Annotated in this window: 18 protein-coding genes and 1 pseudogene; 12 read left to right on the forward strand and 7 right to left on the reverse strand. The window is 70.3% G+C overall.

What is annotated here, in order from left to right; genetic code table 11:
- Window positions 1-26: 26 nt before the first annotated feature.
- Both IEZ11_RS33075 and IEZ11_RS33080 read right to left on the reverse strand, forming a co-directional pair.
- Window positions 27-890, reverse strand: a complete 864-nt coding sequence (locus IEZ11_RS33075) for a Sco1979 family transcriptional regulator (protein WP_189266634.1) — start codon at window positions 888-890, stop codon at window positions 27-29.
- An 87-nt stretch (window positions 891-977) separates the two neighbouring features.
- A pseudogene (locus tag IEZ11_RS33080) lies at window positions 978-1,478 on the reverse strand (transcriptional regulator); the annotation flags it as partial.
- Window positions 1,479-1,557: 79 nt separating this feature from the next.
- On the opposite strand from IEZ11_RS33080, the gene IEZ11_RS33085 reads away from it, so the two are divergent.
- Together IEZ11_RS33085 and IEZ11_RS33090 are read left to right on the forward strand one after the other, a co-directional pair.
- Window positions 1,558-1,863, forward strand: a complete 306-nt coding sequence (locus tag IEZ11_RS33085; protein WP_189266635.1) for a 4a-hydroxytetrahydrobiopterin dehydratase — start codon at window positions 1,558-1,560, stop codon at window positions 1,861-1,863.
- 5 nt (window positions 1,864-1,868) lie between these two features.
- Window positions 1,869-2,654: a class I SAM-dependent methyltransferase gene (locus IEZ11_RS33090; RefSeq protein ID WP_189266636.1), complete on the forward strand. Its 786-nt coding sequence runs from the start codon at window positions 1,869-1,871 to the stop codon at window positions 2,652-2,654.
- A 214-nt stretch (window positions 2,655-2,868) separates the two neighbouring features.
- Here the strand turns inward: IEZ11_RS33090 and IEZ11_RS33095 are convergent, their stop codons facing one another.
- Both IEZ11_RS33095 and IEZ11_RS33100 read right to left on the reverse strand, forming a co-directional pair.
- Window positions 2,869-5,529: a cellulose binding domain-containing protein gene (locus IEZ11_RS33095; protein WP_189266637.1), complete on the reverse strand. Its 2,661-nt coding sequence runs from the start codon at window positions 5,527-5,529 to the stop codon at window positions 2,869-2,871.
- A 214-nt stretch (window positions 5,530-5,743) separates the two neighbouring features.
- Window positions 5,744-8,662 (reverse strand): glycoside hydrolase family 48 protein, encoded by a 2,919-nt coding sequence (locus IEZ11_RS33100; RefSeq protein WP_189266706.1) that lies wholly within the window; start codon window positions 8,660-8,662, stop codon window positions 5,744-5,746.
- Window positions 8,663-8,941: 279 nt separating this feature from the next.
- Between IEZ11_RS33100 and IEZ11_RS33105 the strand changes: the two genes are divergently transcribed.
- Window positions 8,942-10,423 (forward strand): cellulase family glycosylhydrolase, encoded by a 1,482-nt coding sequence (locus IEZ11_RS33105; protein WP_189266638.1) that lies wholly within the window; start codon window positions 8,942-8,944, stop codon window positions 10,421-10,423.
- Window positions 10,424-10,474: 51 nt separating this feature from the next.
- Window positions 10,475-12,190, forward strand: a complete 1,716-nt coding sequence (locus IEZ11_RS33110) for a glycoside hydrolase family 6 protein (RefSeq protein ID WP_189266639.1) — start codon at window positions 10,475-10,477, stop codon at window positions 12,188-12,190.
- On the opposite strand, the gene IEZ11_RS33115 is transcribed toward IEZ11_RS33110, so the two are convergent.
- Entirely contained in the window at window positions 12,168-13,070 is a 903-nt protein-coding gene (locus IEZ11_RS33115; RefSeq protein ID WP_189266640.1) for a phytanoyl-CoA dioxygenase family protein, read from the reverse strand. The genes IEZ11_RS33110 and IEZ11_RS33115 overlap by 23 nt on opposite strands.
- An 88-nt stretch (window positions 13,071-13,158) precedes the next feature.
- Between IEZ11_RS33115 and IEZ11_RS33120 the strand changes: the two genes are divergently transcribed.
- Window positions 13,159-14,070 (forward strand): class I SAM-dependent methyltransferase, encoded by a 912-nt coding sequence (locus tag IEZ11_RS33120; protein ID WP_189266641.1) that lies wholly within the window; start codon window positions 13,159-13,161, stop codon window positions 14,068-14,070.
- Between the two features lie 162 nt (window positions 14,071-14,232).
- On the opposite strand, the gene IEZ11_RS33125 is transcribed toward IEZ11_RS33120, so the two are convergent.
- Window positions 14,233-14,928 carry a glycoside hydrolase family 75 protein gene (locus tag IEZ11_RS33125; RefSeq protein WP_189266642.1) on the reverse strand — a complete coding sequence of 232 codons (696 nt, stop codon included), beginning with the start codon at window positions 14,926-14,928 and terminating at the stop codon, window positions 14,233-14,235.
- 227 nt (window positions 14,929-15,155) lie between these two features.
- Here IEZ11_RS33125 and IEZ11_RS33130 point away from each other — a divergent pair, with 227 nt between their 5' ends.
- Complete coding sequence (locus tag IEZ11_RS33130; protein WP_189266643.1) at window positions 15,156-15,767, forward strand: hypothetical protein; 612 nt, start codon at window positions 15,156-15,158, stop codon at window positions 15,765-15,767.
- A 107-nt stretch (window positions 15,768-15,874) separates the two neighbouring features.
- On the opposite strand, the gene IEZ11_RS33135 is transcribed toward IEZ11_RS33130, so the two are convergent.
- Window positions 15,875-16,711: an aldo/keto reductase gene (locus tag IEZ11_RS33135; protein WP_189266644.1), complete on the reverse strand. Its 837-nt coding sequence runs from the start codon at window positions 16,709-16,711 to the stop codon at window positions 15,875-15,877.
- Window positions 16,712-17,043: 332 nt separating this feature from the next.
- On the opposite strand from IEZ11_RS33135, the gene IEZ11_RS33140 reads away from it, so the two are divergent.
- Genes IEZ11_RS33140 through IEZ11_RS33165 form a run of 6 tightly spaced genes read left to right on the forward strand, consistent with a single transcriptional unit; the run spans window position 17,044 to window position 21,459 of the window.
- A complete protein-coding gene (locus IEZ11_RS33140; RefSeq protein ID WP_189266645.1) occupies window positions 17,044-17,184 on the forward strand; it encodes a hypothetical protein in 141 nt (46 codons plus the stop codon).
- A gap of 19 nt (window positions 17,185-17,203) precedes the next feature.
- Window positions 17,204-17,977 carry a pyrroloquinoline-quinone synthase PqqC gene (gene pqqC, locus IEZ11_RS33145; RefSeq protein WP_189266646.1) on the forward strand — a complete coding sequence of 258 codons (774 nt, stop codon included), beginning with the start codon at window positions 17,204-17,206 and terminating at the stop codon, window positions 17,975-17,977.
- Window positions 17,974-18,228 (forward strand): pyrroloquinoline quinone biosynthesis peptide chaperone PqqD, encoded by a 255-nt coding sequence (pqqD, locus tag IEZ11_RS33150; protein WP_189266647.1) that lies wholly within the window; start codon window positions 17,974-17,976, stop codon window positions 18,226-18,228. The genes pqqC and pqqD overlap by 4 nt, the downstream gene beginning before the upstream one ends.
- Complete coding sequence (gene pqqE, locus IEZ11_RS33155; protein ID WP_189266648.1) at window positions 18,225-19,469, forward strand: pyrroloquinoline quinone biosynthesis protein PqqE; 1,245 nt, start codon at window positions 18,225-18,227, stop codon at window positions 19,467-19,469. The genes pqqD and pqqE overlap by 4 nt, the downstream gene beginning before the upstream one ends.
- Window positions 19,466-20,674: a glycoside hydrolase family 88/105 protein gene (locus tag IEZ11_RS33160; protein ID WP_189266649.1), complete on the forward strand. Its 1,209-nt coding sequence runs from the start codon at window positions 19,466-19,468 to the stop codon at window positions 20,672-20,674. The genes pqqE and IEZ11_RS33160 overlap by 4 nt, the downstream gene beginning before the upstream one ends.
- A complete protein-coding gene (locus tag IEZ11_RS33165; RefSeq protein WP_189266650.1) occupies window positions 20,671-21,459 on the forward strand; it encodes a polysaccharide lyase family protein in 789 nt (262 codons plus the stop codon). Before IEZ11_RS33160 ends, IEZ11_RS33165 begins: the two co-directional genes overlap by 4 nt.
- Window positions 21,460-21,470 lie beyond the last annotated feature (11 nt).

Below are 21,470 nucleotides of genomic sequence, written 5' to 3' on the forward strand. Positions count from 1 at the left end.
ATCAGGGTTCGGCGCGGTGCTCCCGCTCAGATCTTGTCCCGGTACTCGCGCAGCAGTTCCTCGGTGCGCTGCGCCGAGGCCGCCCGGGCCGTCATGTGGTCCAGCACCTCCAGATGCGCCCCGACCTCGTCACGGGAGTCCAGGTACAGGGCGCCGGTCAGGTACTCGGTGAAGACCATGTCGGGCAGCTCGGGCTCGCCGAACCGGAACAGGGTGAACGGCGCGTAGGTCCCCGGGTGCGGGCCGCTCGCGAACTCGGCCACCTGAAGGGTTATCCGGTCCCGTGCGATGTAGCCGAGGAGCTTGTCGACCTGGTCGCGCATCACCTCGCAGTGGATGCTCACCGGGCGCCGCAGCACCGTCTCGTCCATGATCACCCACAGGTGGGGCGGATCGTCCTGCTCCAGCAGCCGCTGCCGGGTCATGCGCAGTGCCACATGCCGCTCGACGGCCGTGGGATCGCTGTGGCCGATCGTCCCGGCCTCCATCACGGCCCGCGCGTACGCCTCGGTCTGCAACAGGCCGGGAAAGAAGTGCGGTTCGTAGGAGCGGATGACCCGGGCGGCGCCCTCCAGGCTCACGTACAGGCTGAACCAGTCCGGCAGCACGTCGTGGAACCGCTGCCACCAGCCCGGCTGGTTGGCCTCCTCGGCGAGCCGCACGAACGCGGCCTGCTCCTCCTCGGCCACCCCGTACGTCTCCAGCAGCACCTGGATGTACGGGATCTTCAGCGAGACCTCGGCCATCTCCATCCGCCGCACGGTCGCCTGCGCCACCCGCAGCACCCGCGCCGCCTCGTCCCGCCCCAGACCGGCCGCCTCGCGCAGCTCCTGCAGCCGCTTGCCGAGCACGACCTGACCCACTGTGGGCGCAGCACGCCGCTCACTCACGCCACGCCTCCCCTACGTGCCCAAGTACGGGGAGCAGTGTGTCATGCGATGCCGCGTCGCACACCTGGTCGAGGGAACCTGCTCACATCAACTTACCAACGAGTTGAGGTACTTGGCGGTCGCCGGGTCCGTCGGCAGGAACGTCTCGATGGCCGGCTCGGCGACCGTCACGTCCATCGGCGTGGTGAACGTCGAGATCGACGACACGAACGACAGCACCCGCCCCGCGTGCTCGATCCGCATCGGCAGCGCGAAGTACGCGGCGGGTTCGTCGGGTTCGTCGGGTTCGGAGGGTTCGGTGGGGCTGGTGGGGCAGGTGGAGCCGTCGTCCGCACCGGCCTGCGGCGGACAGCCGGCGACCTCCTCGTACAACTCCCGAAAGGCCGTGCACCGGTGCAGTGCGATCTGACGTTCCATCTGCTCCAGCAGGCGCCCGCGCCACGCGCGCAGCGACTCCGGGACGCCCTCCAGGAGCATCGCGATGCCCCGGTTGGCGTCGAGCACCGTGTACGTGGCGTCCACGACCGGCGCCGAGCCGTCAACCAGCCGGGTGACAGCGGCTCCGCCGGCCTCGTCCGCGGGGCCGTCCGCGCCGCCCGGAAGGCCTGTCCATGGCAGGCTGGCCGCACGTACGCCCCTCGTTGGTCACCGGGAAGGAAGCCGCACCATGGCCGTCGCACCGCTGTCGCAGAAGGAGATCGAGGACCGGCTGACCGAGCTGCCCGGCTGGGCGCTGGACGGCGACCGGCTGGCCCGTGCCTACCGCCTCGACTCCCACTTCGCCGCCGTCGCCCTGGTCGTGCACATCGCCCGCGTCCAGGACGAACTCGACCACCACTCCGACCTCACCCTCGGCTACAACACCGTCACCCTCACCGTGAACACCCACAGCGTGGGCGGCGCCGTCACCGGCAAGGACTTCGAACTCGCCCACAGGGTGGAGGACATCGCCCCAGGCCACGGGGCACACTGAGCCATGTGCTCGACTACGACAAGGAAGCCGGCGCCTACGACGCGACCCGCGGCGGCGAAGCACGCGCCGAGGCAGCGGCCGAGGCCGTCCTCGCCCTGATACCCGAGACACCCGACGGCTCCGGTCACCCCGGTCGCGCCGGCCACCCCGGTCGTCTTCTCGACCTCGCCTGCGGTACCGGTATCGTCACGCGCCGGCTTGCCGCCGCTCGTCCCGCGCTTCGGGTCGTCGGGGCGGATCGCGCACCCGGCATGGCGCGGATGGCGGCGGCCCGGCTGCCGGGGGCCGTCCTGCTGGCCGACAGCCGTCGGCTCCCCTTCGCCGACGCCACGTTCGACGCCGTCACGACCGTCTGGCTGCTCCACCTCATCCAGGACACCGCCGAGGTCCGCGTGATCGTCGCCGAGTGCGCGCGGGTGCTGCGGCCCGGCGGGGTGTACGTCACCACCGTCGACAAGGCCGCCGCGCACGACGTCGGCAGCGACATCGACGCCGTGCTCGCCGGCCGCCCGCGCCGCCCGGCGTCCGACGCCTCCGCGGAAGTGGGAGCGTACGCGCGGGCGAGCGGCCTGCTGCCCGCCGGAGAGGCCGCGTTCACCGGCCTGGGCCAGGGCCGCAGCCCCCGCTCCACCCTCACCGACCTGCGGCGCGGCTGGTTCACGATGCTTCCGCCCGGCGATCCCCGCGCCGAGGTGTTCGCCGAGCGGCTGGCGGCCCTGCCGGACCAGGACCGCCGCCGGCCCGACCCCCGTTTCGGCGTACGGGCGTTCAGGAAACCGGCGGCCCGCTGAAGTCCGCCGCCAGTCGGTCACCCGGGTCTCCCCGGGGAGTTGATTCCTGTGCCGCGGCAGGGACATCGGGGTCATGGACCCGCCCGAGCCGCGCGAACGCCCGGCTCGAACGATCGCCGAACTGGCCCGTACTGCTCTGACCTCGGTTGGGACAGCGCACGAAGAGGGCGCGTGCCCGGTGCGGCACGCGCCCTCGGTCGTCAGGCGACCGGTGTCAGGCGATCGTGCAGGTCTGGTCGCCCAGCCTGAACGCCGTGGGTTCGGTGTTGGAGCCGGTCCAGGTGCCGGTGAAGCCGAAGGACACCGAGGAACCGGCGGCCACCGTGCCGTTCCAGCTGACGTTCTTCGCCGTCACGGCCGCACCTGACTGGGCCCAGTCGGCGTTCCAGAGCTGGCCGACGGTCTGGCCGTTCGGGAAGGACCAGCCGAGGGACCAGCCGCTCCAGGACGCGGTTCCGGTGTTGGTGAGCCGGACGTCCGCCTGGAAGCCGCCCGTCCACTGGTTGGTGATGGTGTAGGCGACCGTGCAGGCACCGGTCGGGGTCGGGTCCGTGCCGCCTCCGCCGCCTCCGTCGTCGCCTCCGGAGGTGTCGCCGTAGATCACGCCCCGGCCGTTCGTCGAGATGTACACCCGGCCGTAGACCCGTGGGTCACCCGTGATGGCCGCGCCCGTCCAACCCCACTGGTGGGCGTCGTCGTTGATCCGTGTCCAGGTCGAACCAACGTCCGTGGAGCGGAAGATGCCGCGTACCCCGCCGATCTTCGCACTGGTGTAGAGCGTCTGGTACGAGGCTCCCGGCGCCGCCTTGCCGAAGCCGATGGTGTCGGCCTGGGCGACGTTCGCGAGCTTGGCGAAGGTCACGCCGCCGTCGGTGGAGTGCCACAGCCCGTACGCGCCGTCCGTCGCACCGCCCGCCAGCCACACGTCGCCCTTCGTCCCCGGCAGCGCCTTGAACCGCACGCTGTCGCCGCTCGGCAAGCCGGTCGCGGCGGACGCCGTGAAGGTCGCGCCGCCGTCCGAACTGACGTAGAACTTGCCCGACTTGAAGCCGTAGAAGGTCTTGGGGTCCACGCGGTCGGACTCCACGACCGCGCCCGCCGGGATGCCGCTCGACGCCGACCAGGACGAGCCGAAACCGGTCGTGTTCTGCACGCCTGTCCCCGCCGGACTCCACACGAACCGGCTCCCGTCCGAGGCGGCGGCGACCGTACCGCCACCGCTCACCCCCGAAGGGTCCGTCCCCGCGAACCAGTTGGCCCCGTTGTCCGTCGAGAACGCGATGTGCGGGCCGGAGTCCAGGTCGCCCACCCGGACCACCGTGTTCGGGTTCGACTCGGCGAAGTCCAGGCCGGTGGTCGTCGTGAACGTCGGGGACGTGTACATCATCGAGGGGACCTTGGTCAGGTCCGTGTGGCGGAAACCGCCGATGTCACCCAGCGCGCTGAAGAGCTGGGCCCCGCCGGACGGGGGAGCGGCCAGGTCGTTCACCGAGGTCTCCTCCAGCCCCTGCACCATGGGCCTGACCGTGAACTGGCCGCCGCTGTCCCACTTCGTCAGGTTCCCGGTGCCGTAGAGCGTCGCGCCCGTCCCGTACATCATCCGGTCCGAGTCGAACGGGTCGATCTCCAGCGCCTCCGTCATCCACCCCAGTTTCGGGCTCTGTTCGGGCGGCGACGGATTCGCGCCGAAGGTCAGCCAGGGGGAGGACGAGACGTCGATCGTGTAGCGGTTCGAGCGGTTCGGGTACGACGTGTAGTCCCAGGCCTTCGTCCAGGTCGCCCCGCTGTCCGTGGAGCGGAAGAGCTGGGTGTCCGGCCACCAGGAGCTGTACGCCGTCGCCATCACCGTCCCGGGGTGCTGCCGGTCCACCGTCAGGCCGCTGAAGCCGTAGTAGGTGTCGGCCTCGGCGACCGGGCTGATGTTCGTCCAGGTGCCGGTCGCCGTCGCGTACCGCCAGAGCTGGCCCTTGCCCCCGTCGTAGGGGCCGCCCTTGTCGCTGTAGGCGAGGTAGAGGTAGCCGTTCTTCGCGTCGAGCACGCCCTTGTGCGCGAGGTATCCCGTGGGCTGGCCGGCGAGTCTCGTCCAGGTCGCGCCCGCGTCCGTCGAGCGGTACACCGCGTTGTCCTTGTCGGCGACCCCGACGTAGACCGTCTTCGTCGCCGTACCCGCCGTCCCCGTCGACTCGTCGAAGGTGACCCACACGATGCCCTGGTTGTCCGAGGCGTAGCCGGTGGTGTCGGTCGGATCCTGCACGTAATTACCGACGTCGGGGAAGTTCGTCACCTGCGACCAGGTCACCCCCGAGTCCGTCGACCGCCACAACCCCTTGCCGCTGGGCGCGCCCAGGTACAGCACGCTGTCCTTGTTCGGGTCGATCGCCAGCCGCTCGCCCATGCCCCGGCCCGGCATGTTGCCGCCCAGCTTGAAGGGCAGGTCGGTCTTCTGCCAGCTGGCGCCCCGGTCGGCGGAGCGCAGCACCGCGCCGTTCGTCGGGTCCCAGCTGTTGGTGTACGTCCCGACGGCCGCGTACACCTTGTCCGGGGCGACGGGGTCGGAGGCGAGGCTGACCACACCCGTGTGCCCCCACTCGTCCCAGCCGACCGAGTCCAGCAACGGCGTCCAGGTCTGCGTCGACTCCGACCAGCGGTAGGCACCGCCGATGTCGGTCCGGGCGTAGGCGAGGTTCTTCTCGCTGCGGTTGAAGACGATCCCGGGGACGAAGCCGCCGCCGTCGATCCGGGCGTTGTGCCAGGTGTAGGTGTCGGCGGCGAGCGGGACCGGCGCGCCGTCGCTCGCGGCCAGTGCACGCGGGCCACCGGCCAGGAGCCCGGCCGCGAGGGCCAGCACGGCGGTGAGGATGCGGGTTCTTCGCACGGGGGATCCTTTCGGGGGAAAGACTTTCGGTTGAAGGACTTTCGGGGAAAAGAGGGGGGTAAGCGCTTTCTTCTCGGTGTGAGAGTTGCCGGGCCGTCCCCAGTGCGGGTGAGGACGGCCCGGCAGGCGGTTCGGTCGAAGCGGGCGTCGGGTACAGCGCCCCGTCAGGGGCGCGGGGAACTGCGCGCCCAACCACACACAACCGGCAGCCGAACTACTCCAGCAGCTCCGCGTACGACCCCATGGCCAGCGCGACATCGGCCTGGGCCCAGAACCGGTGATACGTGAACACCGGCGCGGCCCCACCGGCCAAGTAGCTCTGGATCTTCGACCATGCCGGGTCGTTCTGGTAGAAGGACCGCAGCGAGGCGAACGTCGACGAGGAGTTGACCGCGTCGCCGTTCGGCATCTTCCCGCTCCACCCGCTCGGGACGTACACGCTGTCGTCGAAGCGGTTGTAGTCGGCCCGCGTCTCCGGCACCGCGATCCCCAGGCTGTCCTGGTAGTTGCTCCACATGCCGTCCAGCAGCGCCTTGGCCGTGGACTTCGCCGTGGCGTCACCGGACCTGGCGGCGTAGTACGTCAGCGTCTTGGCGTACGCGGCAGCCACGCCCACGTCGTTCGTGTAGTCGGCGACCGTGACGTGAAGTCCGCTGTTCGCGCCGGGACTTGACGCGTTCCAGGTGTCGGGCTGCCCCGACCACTGGAGTGTCGACGGGATCAGGTACGTGCCGTCCGGGTTGATGGTGGTCTTGGACAGCGCCCACGCCACCCACTTGTCGAGGATCGCCTTCGCCGAGGCGTTGCCGGTCTGCTGGTAGTACTCGGCGACCCGCTCCATCGACCAGGCCTGGAAGCCGAACCACTGGTTGGACGGCGGGTCGTGGTAGACCGGCTCCCAGTCGTAGTACATGCCGTAGAAGGTCGGCGTACCGGACGGCGGGCTCGCGTACCGGCCCTGCCAGCTGTTCGTCGCACCGCCCGCGATGGCGCCCTCGGACGACTGCAGCCAGCGGTAGAACTCCAGCTGCCGGGTCAGGGACGTGCCCCAGTCCGTCGCCCCCGTCGCGGACTTGGGCTTCAGGTCGGCGTACGAGCTGAGCGCGTAGGCGGCCAACGGGTTCTGGTAGCCGCCGTGCACATGGCTGGAGCCGATTCGCCACGCCCATCCGGCGCTGCTGTCGGTCGCCCCGCCCCACGCGTAGTACCAGGAGAGCAGGTAGTCCGAGGCGTCCTTGCCGGTGCCGGCCGCGCAGGTCGTCGGACCCACACAGTTGCCGATCTTCTTGAAGTACTTGTCGTACATCGCGTAGCGCAGGTAGTCGCCCATCTTCGCCGCCTTGCCGACGGTGGCGGAGACGTCACTGCCCTTGCCCTGCTCCTTGGCCCACACGTCCGCCCAGTACGCGGCCTGCACCGCACGCGCGTCGGCGTCCGGGGCGTCCGTGTACTTCCACTGCCTGGCGTAGGACGAGTCGCCGGTGAACAGGTCCAGATACCCGTTCGTGCCGCCGTACTTGAAGGCGTCGCAGGTCGGCTGCGGAACCGTCTCCCACACCGACTCCTGCGGCCCGCGCTGGAAGGTGTTGATGTACGACGGCCCGTCGGCCGTCGGGCCCGCCTCGCATCCACCGCCCGGCGTGTCGCCGTAGCCGTAGACGTTGTCGACGTCCTCCAGCCAGTGCATGCCGTACACGTCGTCCGTGCCGTAGGCGGTCTTCAGCTCGGCGGCGATCGGGTCCGTGCCCACCGACACCGAGGTGTCCAGCTTCGCCGGGTACTCGTTCGGGGTGTCCAGCTCCGGCGCGTAGGTGGCGGGTTTGGACGCGTTGTAGAACGAGTTCGTCGGCTGGTCGGCGTGGGTCGGGATCATGTACTTCTCCATGAGGGCCCACGCGCCGTTGAACCTGGACCAGTCACCGGTGACCTTGCCGTACATGGCCTGCAGCCAGAGAAGGTAGCTGTACGCCTCCGACGTGGTCTCGTGGCCCTGGTCCGGGGCCTCGACGATCAGCGTCTCGACCGAGTGGTACGGGATGCCCTCGGGGGAGAAGTAGCCGTTCGCCGGGTTGGTGATCTTCCCGTAGAGATCCAGGAAGCGCGCGTCGTACGCCTGCGACGCGGCCAGCTCCGTGACGGTGACCGTGGCGCCGGTGTAGCCGGTCGCCGATGCGGTGAAGGTCGCGGTGCCGGTGCCGGAGGAGTCCGCGGCCACGGTCACGTTCTGCGCGGTGCTCCAGTTGGACGGCGTGAACGTGAGCGAGGACCCGGCGCTCACCGACAGCCCGGTGTTGCCGGCCGTGCGGGCCACGGACACCGTCACACTGGCGCTCGGCTGTTTCGAGAGGCTCACCCCGAACTTGCCCGTCGCGCTCTGCTGGATGCCCAGCTGGGTCGGCGAGGCCACGACGGCGGGGCCCGAGGCGACCGTGACGCCGACCGGCGTCGAGGACGCCGAGGCGCCCAGGCTGTCGTACGCCTTCGCCACCAGAGAATGACCGCCCACGGTCAAGCTCGATACCGAGAGCGAGTACGGCGCCGATGTGTCGGTCCCCAGCAGCGTGGTGTCGTCGTAGAACTCGATCTTGCTGATCGTCGCGCCGTCGGCCGCCGCCGCGGTGGCCGCCAGCGGGATCGCGTCGCCCTGTGTGTAGACCGCGCCCGCGCTCGGGCTGGTCAGTACGGTGACCGGCGGCTGGTGCGCGCCGGCGCAGGTGGTGCCGTTGACCGCGAAAGCGGCCGGCGCCGTGTTGGTCCCGGTGTACGAGAACTGGGCGCCGGTCGACACCGCGGCGCCCGCCGCGATCGTCCCGTTGTACGACGCGTTCTGCACGGTGACCGAGGTGCCCGACTGGGACCAGGTGCCGTTCCAGCCGCTGACCAGCTTCTGGTTGCCGGCGTAGGCGTAGGTCAGCGTCCAGCCGTTGATCGCGTCGGTGCCGCGGTTGGTGAGGGTCAGGGCCGCGGTGAAGCCGGAGCCCCAGTCGTTGACCGTGTAGTCGACGCTGCACTGGACCGTCGCCGCCTGGGCGGGAGTCGTGCCGGTCGCGAGCATCGACAGGGGGAGGGCGAGGGCCGCGACGACGGCCGTCCACAACCGTCGTACGGCTCTGCGCCTCCGCCCGGGGTGCATGGCATATCCGGGTCGCATGTGCTGGTTCCTCCTTGCGCTTGCGGCTCGGGAAGAAGTCAAGGCTTGAACCAGTGGGAGCGCTCCCATAGTGGAGATGTGGCATGGTGCGGTCAAGGGCGTTGAAGAGTCGAAAAGATTCGACGGACCCCGCCGCGGAAAAGTCAAGCGACTCCCCTGTTCTTTGCACGCACTTGGCGCTACCTTCCTTCGCACCAGTGGGAGCGATTCCGTTCAGTCGGCGCGTCCGTCACGACGCGCCCGAGCTGCAAGGAGTCGCTCATGCGACACCCCCCGCGTTCAGTTCTTTTAGCCGTCGCCGGTGCGGGCGCCCTCGTCGGGTCCGCACTGGTACCGGTCGTGTCGGCGTCCGGGGCGACGCCGGCCTGCACGGTGGTGTATGCCGTCACCAGCCAGTGGGACACCGGCTTCCAGGGCTCCGTGACCATCACCAACAACATGGCCGCGATGAGCAGTTGGAGCCTCGGCTTCGACTTCGCGGGCGGCCAGAAGGTCACCCAGGGCTGGAACGCCAAGTGGTCCCAGTCCGGTACGACGGTCACGGCGGCCAACGAGAGCTGGAACGGCTCCCTCGCCACCGGCGCGAGCGTCAGCGCCGGGTTCCTCGGCTCCTGGTCGGGGAGCAACGCCGTACCGACGACGTTCAAGCTCAACGGCACCACCTGCAACGTCGACGCGCAGCCCACGCCGACCCCCACCCCGACGCCGAGCGAGCCGCCGGCCGGCGGGACCGCGCCGGCCCTGCACGTCTCCGGCACCAGGCTCGTGGACGCGAGCGGCACGGCCCGTCGGCTGCTCGGGGTCAACCGCTCCGGCGGTGAGTTCATGTGCGTGCAGGGCTACGGCATCTGGGACGGCCCGGTCGACGACGCCGCCATCAAGGCGATCGCCGACTGGAAGGCGAACGCGATCCGCATCCCGCTCAACGAGGAGTGCTGGCTCGGCCTGTCCAACGTCAAGCCCGAGTACGCGGGCGCCAACTACATCAGCGCCGTGAAGGAACTGGTGGCCCGCGTCGAGTCGTACGGCCTGACCCCGATCCTCGACCTGCACTGGACCTACGGCCAGTACACCGGCAACTCGGCGGGCTGCTCCGACGTGCACGCCACCTGCCAGAAGCCGATGCCGGACGCCCAGTACACCCCGTCCTTCTGGTCCTCGGTGGCCGGCACCTTCAAGGACGACCAGGCGGCCGTCTTCGACCTGTTCAACGAGCCCTACCCGGACCGGGCGACCTCGACGGCCACCCAGGCCTGGCAGTGCTGGCGGGACGGTGGCACCTGCCCGGGGATCGGCTACGAAGTCGCCGGAATGCAGGACCTGGTCGACAGCATCCGGGGCGCCGGCGCCAGGAACGTCATCATGATCGGCGGGCTCGCGTACTCCAACGACCTCAGCCAGTGGCTGACGTACAGGCCCACCGACCCGGCCGGCAATCTCGTCGCCTCCTACCACGTCTACAACTTCAACACCTGCTCCACCGAGAGCTGCTGGAACTCCACCCTCGCCCCGGTCGCGGCCCAGGTGCCGCTGGTCGCCGGGGAGATCGGCGAGAACACCTGCTCGCACGGGTTCGTCGACCAGGTCATGAAGTGGTTCGACGACCGCGGCCTCTCCTACCTGGGCTGGACCTGGAACACCTGGGACTGCTCGTCCGGCCCGTCCCTGATCTCCGACTACACCGGTACGCCCACGGCGTACGGCGTCGGGCTGCGCGACCACCTGAAGGCCCTCAACCCGTAACCGGGGCCCAGAGAAGAAGCACATCCACCGAAGAAGAAGGAACCCGCACTCATGAGTCGTACCAGAACAGCGGTGTTCGCCGCCCTGGCGCTCGTCGCCGGGGTGTCGGGTCCGGCGGTCGCCGTGACCCCCTCCGCCCAGGCGGCGATCTCCGCGATTCCCTGCACCGTCGACTACAAGATCCAGAACGACTGGGGCGCCGGCTTCACCGCCGCCGTCACCGTGACCAACAACTCGGCGGCGAAGTCGAGTTGGTCGGTGAAGTGGTCGTACGCCGGAAACCAGCAGGTGACCAGCTACTGGAACACCAAGCTCACCCAGAGCGGCACCGTGGTCACCGCCAACAACGAGACCTACAACGGCACGCTGGCGACCGGCGGTTCGGTCAGCTTCGGCTTCAACGGGTCGTACTCCGGCGCCAACGCGATCCCGACCGCCTTCACCCTCGACGGCGTCACCTGCAACGTCGACGACGGCAGCAGCGGTGGCGGAGGCGGCGGAGGCGGGGGCGGCGGCACCCGCGTCGACAACCCGTACGCCGGCGCCAAGGTCTACGTGAACCCCGAGTGGTCCGCGAAGGCCGCCGCCGAACCGGGCGGCACCCGCGTCTCCAACCAGCCCACCGGCGTCTGGCTCGACCGCATCGCCGCGATCAACGGCACCAGCACCAGCATGGGCCTGCGCGCGCATCTCGACGCCGCGCTCGCCCAGAAGGGCAGCGGCGAGGAGGTCGTCCAGCTGGTCGTCTACGACCTGCCCGGACGCGACTGCGCGGCCCTCGCCTCCAACGGCGAACTCGGCCCGACGGAGATCGACAAGTACAAGACGCAGTTCATCGACCCGATCGCGGCGATCCTCTCCGACAGCAAGTACGCCTCGCTGCGGATCGTCACCACCATCGAGATCGACTCGCTGCCCAACCTGGTCACCAACACCGGCAGCCGGGCCACCGCCACCGCCAACTGCAACACCATGCTGGCCAACGGCAACTACGTGAAGGGCGTCGGCTACGCCCTCGCCAAGCTGGGCGCGATCCCCAACGTCTACAACTACCTCGACGCCGGCCACCACGGCTGGCTCGGCTGGGACGACAACTTCGCCCCGGCGGCCACCCTGTTCAAGCAGGCGGCCACCAGCGAGGGCGCGACCGTCGACGACGTCCAGGGCTTCATCACCAACACGGCCAACTACAGCGCCCTGAAGGAGAACAACTTCACCATCAACGACACGGTGAACGGCACCTCCGTCCGCCTGTCGAAGTGGGTCGACTACAACCGGTACGTCGACGAGCTGTCCTTCGCCCAGGCCTTCCGCACCCAACTGGTCTCGGTCGGCTTCAACTCCGGCATCGGCATGCTGATCGACACCTCCCGCAACGGCTGGGGCGGCAGCGCCCGGCCGGCCGGCCCCGGCCCGACGACCAGCGTGGACGCCTACGTCGACGGCGGCCGCTACGACCGCCGGATCCACGTCGGCAACTGGTGCAACCAGGCCGGAGCCGGCCTCGGCGAGCGCCCGCAGGCCAGCCCGGCCGCCGGGATCGACGCGTATGTGTGGATGAAGCCGCCGGGTGAGTCCGACGGCTCCAGCTCGGCCATTCCGAACGACGAGGGCAAGGGCTTCGACCAGATGTGCGACCCGACGTACACGGGCAATGCCCGCAACGGGAACAACATGTCCGGTGCCCTGCCGAACGCGCCGCTGTCGGGGCACTGGTTCTCGGCGCAGTTCCAGCAGCTGATGGCTAACGCGTACCCGCCGCTGTAGACCCGTCGGCCGGGCTGGGATCGACGCTGCGGGCCGTGTGTGGCTGGTCGCGCAGTTCCCCGCGCCCCGTTGGGGCGCGGTCCAGGCCCCGTCTGATGGCGGCCTCCACCGCTGAATAGGCTCCGTCCGGCCGCTCCAGTTCGCAGGGAGCGGCCGGCATCAACGGCGGCTGGGCCATGAAGCGGGGGCGGGTGCCGTGGTGCGGCTGGGCCGCGTGCACCAGGAAGGGGTGGCAGAGGAAGACGTCGCCGGGGCGGCCGGTGGCATACGCGAGGGGGCGGTGCGCGGAGGCCTCGACGACCTGCGGGGCGATCTCCAGCATCGAGACGCCCTCCTCGCCGTACGGCTCCAGGACCGCCGGGACGTCCAGGTGCGAGCCGACCCGGATCCGGGTCGGCGCGTCCTGCCCGGTCACCTCGGAGAAGAGGAACAGCATCAGCAGCGCGCGGTCACGGGAGCGCAGGTTCGTGTGGTACCAGCGGGTCTCGACGCCGTCCGGGAGATAGCTGCCTTCGATGTGCCAGCCGGCGTCGTCCGGCTCCTGCGGGTGCGGGAACCGCAGCGGAAAACTCCCCAGCGAATACCGGGGTACCCAGCGGCCCTCGCCCACCAGCAGGTCGAACGCCCGGTGCAGCTCCGGGGAGTTGGCGGCCGCCGCGAACGGGCCCTGCGCCATGCCGCCCACCCACACCACGGGGTCCTGCCAACTGTCCGGGGCCTGCGGGTCGTACCCCGTCTCCCGCCACAGCAGCCGGGCGCAGTCCTCGGCGACGCGCGGCGGGAACGCGCCCTCGATCTTCACGAAACCGTCGGTCAGGAAGCGTGCCACCAACTCGTCGTCCACCGGGTCATGGTGGACCCGGCGCCTTGCCGTCCGCATCCGGTTTTTTGCCGCACCGGCAACAGGACTGGCCTCCGGGCGGTGTCCCGGCGCACGCTGGCGACACCCAGGACGAGAGGCTGACCCCATGGCGCACGACCACCACCACGACCACCGGAGCACCCACTCCCACTCCCATGACCACGCCCGCTCGAACACCGACATCGACTGGGCCGAGATGGCCGGTCATCTGGAGTCCCAGGCGGAGCTCTTCGCACCCCTCTACGAGAGCGCGCTGGGCTGGCTCGGCCAGGAGGTCACCGAGCCGGGGCTGATCGTCGACGTCGGCAGCGGGCCCGGGGTGGTGTCGTGTCTGTTCGCCGAGGCGTTCCCGGGCGCGCGGGTGCTGGCCGTGGACGGCAGTGAACCGCTCCTCGACCGGGCCACGGCCCGTGCCGAGCGGCAGGGCGTGGCCGACCGCTTCGGTGTGCTGGCCGGTGAACTGCCTGGCGTCCTGGACCAGTTGGACTACCCGGCGGATCTCCTCTGGGCCGGCCACAGCCTGCACCACCTCGGCGACCAGCGGGCCGCGCTCACCGCGTTCGGCGAGCGGCTGGCCCCCGGCGGCACCCTGGCCATCCTCGAAGGGGGGCTGCCCAGCCGCTTCCTGCCCCGCGACGTCGGCATCGGCCGCCCCGGCCTCCAGGCACGGCTCGACGCGCTCCAGGAGAAGTGGTTCGAGCAGATGCGCGGCGAGCTCCCCGGCTCGGTCGCCGAGGCCGAGGACTGGCCGGCGCTGCTGAACTCCGCCGGGCTCAAGCACACCCGCACCCGCAGCTTCCTCCTGGACCTGCCCGCCCCGGCCTCCGACCGGGCCCGCGCCTACGCCGCCGAGATCTTCTCCCGGCTGCGGGACTCGGTCACGGACGACCTCGACGCCGAGGACCGGGCCGTCCTGGAGCGCCTCCTCGACCCGGCCGACCCCGCGAGCGTGCACCGCAGGTCCGACCTGTTCGTCCTCGGTGTCCGGACCGTGCACACCGCGGTACGGCCCGCCTGAGCGGTCCCGTAAGGGGCGCGGGGAACCGCGCGACCAGCCACGACGGTGCCGCGGTCGGCATACCGCTGCCGGGCGCGGCGCGCCACAGCGGCCCGGTACCTCGTGGTACCGGGCCGCCCGCCCTCCCCGGGCCGGTGGTGGCGCGAGAGCGCCGCGGGGACGTCAGTTGGCGGCGATGAACTGCTTGGCCAGCTGGTCACCGAGGGTCACGGCCGCGCTGTGGCTCTCGATGGGGGAGACCTTGGAGTTCTTGAACAGGATGTACGTCACGCCCGAGTCGGCGCCGCCGGTCGCCGGGTCGGGGTCTATGCCGAGTGCCTTGGCGGTGGCGTACGAGGCCTCGCCGATGATCTTCGTGGGACCGGTGTCGCCGACCACCGCGTACTCGACCTTGTTGTTGTAGATCACGGCGACCACTCCGCCGCCCTTGATGCCGGCACTGGAGTAGTTCCAGATGCTGCTGGAGCTGGGGACCACGATGTACGGCAGCGACTCGGACTTGAGCGGCTTGCCGTCGGACTGGTGGAAGGCGGTGTCGTCCTGGTACCAGGGGTCGCGGTCCTCATTGCAGTTGGTGGTGCGCTGCCCGTCGCAGTCGATGTCCATGTCGGCCTTCCAGAAGACCGCGCCGTTCTTGCCGCAGACGGGGATCGTGGCCGACGTCTCGTCGTCGGTCTTGTACTTGCCGCTGGAGATCTGGGAACAGGACGTCACCTTGGCGAGCAGGCTCGCCGCGCTGACCGAGCCCTCCTGGGCGGACTTCGGGACGGCGGCGCCGGACGCGCTGGCGGGAAGCACTCCGGCGGCGAGCAGTGCGGCCCCGGAGGCCGCGGCAAGGGTCAGTGTTCGGATGCGCACTGTGGGGGGTCCCCTTCTGTTAGGAAAGTTTCCTGACTGGGTGTCGTACAAGGTGGACCCGGCTGCATGTCCGCGTCAAGCCCTGGATGTCAACTCGGCTGTTTAATGCACATTGCGGTGATATGCCCCCCGGGGAACACTGGTGGGGCAGAACATTTCGGATATATACGCAGGAGCCGTGCGGAGGTTGAGCGGTGGCTCCAGTGGCTCCTGGGAGGCGAGGGGTCATGTTCGTGCGCACGGTGTACGTCACCGGCGATCCGGCGAAGGTCGAGGCCGCCATCAGGTCCCTGAACAGCCAGGGGCGTGAACTGCTCGAAGAACGTCCCGACTACCGGGGCGCGGACGTCGTCGTCGACCGGGAGCTGGGCAAACTGGTCGCGGTGAGCTGGTGGGGCTCCGAGGAGGCCCGGCGCAACAGCGACCAGGTGATGCGCGAGCGGCGCAGGCCGATGCTGGAGCCGTTCGCGGGCACCGTTGCCGTGGACAACTACGAGGTGGCCCTCTTCCACGCGGTGCAGCCGCCGAGGTCGGGCGGCGGTATGCGTTCCACCCGGGTGGAGTTCGACCCCGCCGACACGGACCTGTTCGCCGACACCTTCCGGGCCTCGGCGATACCCCGGCTCGAAGCGCTCCCCGGCTTCGCCCGCTGCTCCGTCTTCGTCGACCGGCGGCGGGGCCGGGGCGTGGTCGGCTCGCTCTTCGTCGACCGCGCCTCGATGGTCGCCTCACGGGCCGGTCAGGCGTCGGCCCGGCGCGCCGACGCCGCCAAGGCGCGGGTGACCGTGGTCGGCCTGGAGGAGTTCGAGGTCGTCCACGCGGACGTACGCCCCGACTGACCTGCCCCGCACGGGAGTCGGGGAACGCGAACGGCCGTCCCGCCGTACGTACGGCGGAACGGCCGGGGCGGCCCGAGCCCTCGCCCGGTCCTTGCCGAGGTCTTCGCTCAGACCACGTCGAAGGCCGCGGGGTTCGGGCCGATGCGCCGGTCCTCGTTGAGCGCGCTGATCGCCGCGAGGTCCTCGGTGTCCAGGCTGAAGTCGAACACCGTGATGTTCTCCTTGATCCGGGACGGCGTCACGGACTTCGGGATCACCACGTTGCCCAGCTGGAGGTGCCAGCGGAGCACGATCTGGGCCGGGGTGCGGTTGTGCTTCTGCGCGATCGCGACGATCGCCGGTACGTCCAGCAGTCCCTTGCCCTGGCCGAGCGGCGACCAGGCCTCGGTGGCGATGCCCTGCTCCTCGTGGAACTCGCGGGCCGCGTGCTGCTGGAGGTGCGGGTGCAGCTCGATCTGGTTGACCGCCGGGATGACCGAGGTCTCCGCGATCAGCCGCTCCAGGTGCTCCGGGAGGAAGTTGGAGACACCGATCGCCTTGACCCGGCCGTCGGCGTACAGCTTCTCGAACGCCTTGTACGAGTCGAGGTACTTGTCCCGGGCCGGCAGCGGCCAGTGGATGAGGTACAGGTCCAGGTGGTCCAGACCCAGCTTCGCCAGTGACGTGTCGAAGGCGCGCAGCGTGGCGTCGTACCCCTGGTCGGCGTTCCAGAGCTTGGTGGTGACGAAGATGTCCTCGCGCGGTACGCCGGAGGCGGCGATCGCCTTGCCGGTGCCCGCCTCGTTGCCGTAGATCGCCGCTGTGTCGATGCTGCGGTACCCGGCCTCCAATGCCGTGGCGACGGCCCGCTCGGCCTCGTCGTCCGGCACCTGCCACACGCCGAAGCCCAGCTGGGGCATCTCGACGCCGTTGTTGAGGATTTTCGGGGGGACCTTGCTGCTCACGAGCTCTCGATCCTTAGGTTGTCGACAGGTGGTACTCCCATCGTCAACGATCACCGGCCCCGATGCATTCCTGACCGTGGAATCCGCCGGAACTGACCGCTGGGTCAGCCACTGCGGGCGGAGATTGGCCGGAAACGCATCCGACGTTATTGGTCGGGACCATTGACCTCGGCCGGTTTCTGCCGCGACTCTGGTGCGCATCGTCGGACGTATCACTGAACCCGGTGCAGAGATGTGAACATCCCTGTGGGTCTCCCGACCGATCCCTGTGAAAGAGAGACCTCTCTCTGTGCTCTGAGACCCCCCAACCTCAGGAAAGCAGGTAAGCGCCCATGAACGAGACGACCTCCGAGGAACGGCAGCCGGAAGCCGCCGCTCGGCAGACATCCGATGAAAAGGTCTGGCGAAGCCCTGGTTACCAGGTCGTGGAGACCGCCCTGGAAGTGACCGGCTACGCCCTCGGCGACCGCTGATCCGCCCGGGCGGACCGCCATGACCGCCACCGCCACCGCCGCCGTCCCGGCCGTCCGCTCCGGGACGGCCGCCGGCCCCTGGCCGGTCCCGGAGTTCACCGAACGGCTGCGTGCCGTCACCGCCGACCGCTACCACGACCGGCATCCCTTCAACCAGCGCATGCACCAAGGTGAGTTGACCCCGGCCGAACTGCGCCGCTGGATCACCAACCGCTTCCACTACCAGCGGCACATCCCCGTCAAGGACGCCCTGATCCTCGCCAAGCTCGACCGGCCCGCGCTGCGCCGTCCATGGCTGCGCCGCATCCGCGACCACGACGGCGCCGCCGACGGCGAGGGCGGCATCGAGCGCTGGCTGCGCCTCGGCGAGGCGGCCGGCCTGCCCCGCGAACAGCTCTGGGACAGCTCCCGGGTGCTGCCCGGGGTGCGCTTCGCGGTCGAGGGGTACGTCACCTTCTGCCGCCTGCGCCCCGCGCTGGACGCGGTCGCCGCCTCGCTCACCGAGCTGTCCGCACCCGGTCTGATGCGCACCCGCATCGCCGCCTTCGAACGCCACTACCCGTGGATCGACCCGGCCGGCCTCGCCTACTTCCGCACCCGCGTCGACCAGGGCGCCCGGGACGGCGCGGAGGCCCTCGCGCTGGTCCTGGACTGGGCCCGCACCCGCGAGGAGCAGCAACGCGCGCTCGCCGCGCTCGCCTACAAGTGCGAGGTGCTGTGGGCGCTGCTCGACGCGGTGGACCGGGGGGACACCGGGGCGCCGGACGACGCCCCGGACGGCGGTCGGCCATGACCTGGCGGCCCGTCCTCGCCCGCACGGTCGCACTGCGTCATGACCGGGTGCGCGACACCGATCTGTTGCTGCTGCCCGAGCGCGTGGTCGTGCTGCACGGCCGGGCGGGCGGTGTGCTCCGGCTGTGCGACGGCAGCCGGGCGGTACCCGAGATCGTCGCCGTACTCTCCGCCGCGTTCCCGGGCGCCCCGGTCGCGGCCGAGGTGCCGGAGTTCCTGTCCGCGTTACGGAAGGAGGGGTGGCTGCGATGACCGCCGTCGAGCCACCGTGGGCACTGCTCGCCGAGCTCACGCATGCCTGTCCGCTCCGCTGCGGGTACTGCTCGAACCCGGTCCGACTGATCGGTCGGTCAGTGGAGTTGGGGTCCGGGGAGTGGGCCGAGGTGTTCCGGCAGGCCGGTGAGCTGGGCGTCGTCCAGACCCATCTGTCCGGTGGCGAGCCGCTGCTCAGACGGGACCTGCCCGAGCTGGTCGCCGCCGCCGACACCGCGGGCCTGCACACCCAGCTGGTCACCAGCGGGGTCGGGCTGACCGAGCGGCGGCTGGCCGGACTGGTCGGCGCCGGACTGCGCGGGGTGCAGCTGTCCGTGCAGCACGCGGAGCCGACGGCCGCCGAACGCATCGCCGGCGCCCACTCGTTCGCGGCCAAGGAACGCGCGGCCGGGCTGATCCGGGCGGCGGGCCTGCCCTTCGGCCTGAACGTCGTCCTGCACCGGGGCAACCTCGACGCCGTCGAGGAGCTGATCGCCCTCGGCGTGGCCTGGGGCGCGGACCGGATCGAGCTGGCCAACACCCAGTACCACGGCTGGGCGGCCCGCAACCGCGCCGCCCTGCTGCCGGAGCCCGGACAGGTCGAACGAGCCCGGGAGACGGTCCTGCGGTGGCGGCGCCGCCTGGACGAACCGGAACTGGTGTGGGTCGCCCCCGACCTCCTCACCGGCACGGCGAAGCCGTGTATGGGCGGCTGGGGCCGGATCTCGCTCACCGTGGCCCCCGACGGCACCGTCCTGCCCTGCCCGGCCGCGGCCACCCTGCCGGGCCTCGACCCGCCCAACGTCAAGGACCGCCGACTCGCCTGGATCTGGCGGGAGTCCACCGCCTTCAACGCCTACCGGGGCGAGTCCTGGATGCGCGAGCCCTGCCGTGGCTGCGCCCTGCGCACCACCGACTTCGGCGGCTGCCGCTGCCAGGCGTACGCGCTCACCGGCGACGCCCGCAACCCCGACCCGGCCTGCCACCACGCCCCCGACCACCACCTCGTCCCCCTACGACGAACCTCCACCGCCGCCACGCACCGAGAAACACCAGCAGAAACCCGCCGAGAGGCCCGCCGGGAAGCCCTCATGGAGCCTCCCGGAGAGCCCCGCAGGGAGGTCCGCCGGGAAGCCCCCGTGGAGCCCCCTGGAGAAGTCCACAGGCAAGCCCACAGAGAAGTCCTCGGAGAAGCCCACAGAGAAGCCCACAGAGAAGTCCTCGGAGAAGGAGGAGCATGAAACGCCTGCGAGCCGCCGGCGCGGCCGTCGCGCTCACCACCGCCACCCTGGTCGCGCTCCCCGCGGCCGTACCCGCGCCCGCCGTCGCCGCCGTCACCCCGGTCGCGGCCGCCGCCGAGGCCAGGCCGGTCGCCGCCACCGACTGGTCCACGGCGGTCGTCGACTCCACCATGGCCCGCTACACCCCGACCACCATCGGCGGCTGGTCCTACCCGGTCGGCCTCTACCTCTACGGCCAGTACCTCACCTACCGGCGCACCCACGACGCCCGCTACCTCGCCTACATCAAGAGCTACGTCGACCGGTTCGTGAAGAGCGACGGCTCGATCGACCAGTCCTTCAACAGTCTGGACAGCATGCAGGCGGGCCGGCTCCTGGTGATCCTGCACCACGAGACCGGCCAGGACCGCTACCGCAAGGCGGCACAGAAGATCCGCGACCGCCTGAACACCTACCCGCGCACCGGCGACGGCGGCTTCTGGCACGCGGACAACTCCAGCCGTGCCCATCAACTCTGGGCGGACGGCGTCTACATGGTGAACCCGTTCCTCGTCGAGTACGGCAAGGAGTTCGGCGACAGCGCGTACACCGACGACGAGGCGGCCAGGCAGCTCGCCGTCTACGGCGGCCACCTCCAGGTCGCGAGCGGCCTGCTCAAGCACGCCTACGACGAGTCGAAGACCGCGAGCTGGGCGGATCCGGCGACCGGGCTCGCCCCCGAGCACTGGTGCCGGGCCGTCGGCTGGTACGCGATGGCGATCGTCAACGTGCTGGACGCGATCCCGGCGAACCAGCCCCGGCGCCCGCAACTCCTCACGATCTTCGGCAGGTTGGCGGCGGCCCTGGAGAAGTACCAGGACCCGGCGACCGGACGCTGGTTCCAGGTGATCGACAAGGGCGGGCGCGCCGACAACTGGACCGAGACCTCCTGCTCCAGCATGTTCACCTACGCCCTCTCGCGCGGCGCCCAGCAGCACTACCTCGACCCGCACTACGCGGCCGTCGCCCGCCGTGGCTACCAGGGCGTGCTCGCCGAGCTGTCGGTCGGCACGGACGGCCGCACCAACCTCGCCGGCATCTCCATCGGCACCAACGTCGGCGACTACGCGTACTACGTCGGCCGCACCCGGGCCGTGAACGACTTCCACGGCCTCGGGGCCTTCCTGATCATGAACGAGCAACTGCGAGGTGATTCAGTGTCATGAGCACAACATCCAGAAGGACGGTTCTCGGCGCCGCGCTCGCCGGTGCGGCCACGGCCGCCGTCGGTCTGCCCGCGACCACCGCCCACGCGGCGTCCTGGCAGCTCAAGTGGCAGCCGTCGGCGAGCAGTGACGGCCTCGGCGCCTTCGAGACCGTCGAGGACGACCGCGCCGACTCCCACCCCGCCGGGCAGCCGCACATCTACGCCACCGGGAACAACTGGCGCTTCAACATGCACACGGTCGACCGGGACACCTCGACCGACCGCCAGCGCCAGGAGGTCACCGGCCTGCGCACCGGCTCCAGCAGCTACCTCAAGTGGAACGAGGGCCAGACCTGGCGGGTGACCTACTCGATGTACATCCCCAGTTCCCTCAAGGCGACCACCACCTTCACGCACATCATGCAGATGAAGCAGCCCGGCACCGGCACCTCGCCGATCGTCGTGCAGTCGCTGCGGCGGGTGAACGGCAAGCAGACCATCGAACTGCGGCTCGCGATCGACGACATCCTCGTCGGCCGCACCGACCTCGACCCGCTGCACGACACCTGGACCGACGTCGACTTCCAGATCAAGGTCGGCAACGGCTCGGCGGGTTCGGTCCGCTGGATCCTCAAGTCCGGCGGCGCCACCGTGATCGACGCCTCCAAGACCGGCGTGGACACCTTCCTGGCCGACCGGGTGCGCCCGAAGTGGGGCATCTACCGCTCCCTCGGCGACACCTCGGGCTCGCTCCAGAACACGTATCTCCTGCTCACCGACCTCCGTGGCTACCAACAGGTGTGAGGAACCGTCAC

The organism is Streptomyces fuscichromogenes (assembly GCF_014645815.1).
In the GTDB taxonomy this organism is placed as follows: Bacteria; Actinomycetota; Actinomycetes; order Streptomycetales; family Streptomycetaceae; genus Streptomyces; species Streptomyces fuscichromogenes.

Excerpts from the sequence above, each read along its gene's own strand:
- IEZ11_RS33115 (WP_189266640.1), bottom strand. The coding sequence starts at position 13,070 with ATGCGGACGGCAAGGCGCCGGGTCCACCATGACCCGGTGGACGACGAG.
- IEZ11_RS33110 (WP_189266639.1), top strand. The coding sequence starts at position 10,475 with ATGAGTCGTACCAGAACAGCGGTGTTCGCCGCCCTGGCGCTCGTCGCC.
- IEZ11_RS33100 (WP_189266706.1), bottom strand. The coding sequence starts at position 8,662 with ATGCACCCCGGGCGGAGGCGCAGAGCCGTACGACGGTTGTGGACGGCC.
- IEZ11_RS33140 (WP_189266645.1), top strand. The coding sequence starts at position 17,044 with ATGAACGAGACGACCTCCGAGGAACGGCAGCCGGAAGCCGCCGCTCGG.
- pqqE (WP_189266648.1), top strand. The coding sequence starts at position 18,225 with ATGACCGCCGTCGAGCCACCGTGGGCACTGCTCGCCGAGCTCACGCAT.
- IEZ11_RS33165 (WP_189266650.1), top strand. The coding sequence starts at position 20,671 with ATGAGCACAACATCCAGAAGGACGGTTCTCGGCGCCGCGCTCGCCGGT.
- IEZ11_RS33130 (WP_189266643.1), top strand. The coding sequence starts at position 15,156 with ATGTTCGTGCGCACGGTGTACGTCACCGGCGATCCGGCGAAGGTCGAG.
- IEZ11_RS33120 (WP_189266641.1), top strand. The coding sequence starts at position 13,159 with ATGGCGCACGACCACCACCACGACCACCGGAGCACCCACTCCCACTCC.
- pqqD (WP_189266647.1), top strand. The coding sequence starts at position 17,974 with ATGACCTGGCGGCCCGTCCTCGCCCGCACGGTCGCACTGCGTCATGAC.
- IEZ11_RS33160 (WP_189266649.1), top strand. The coding sequence starts at position 19,466 with ATGAAACGCCTGCGAGCCGCCGGCGCGGCCGTCGCGCTCACCACCGCC.
- IEZ11_RS33085 (WP_189266635.1), top strand. The coding sequence starts at position 1,558 with ATGGCCGTCGCACCGCTGTCGCAGAAGGAGATCGAGGACCGGCTGACC.
- IEZ11_RS33105 (WP_189266638.1), top strand. The coding sequence starts at position 8,942 with ATGCGACACCCCCCGCGTTCAGTTCTTTTAGCCGTCGCCGGTGCGGGC.
- pqqC (WP_189266646.1), top strand. The coding sequence starts at position 17,204 with ATGACCGCCACCGCCACCGCCGCCGTCCCGGCCGTCCGCTCCGGGACG.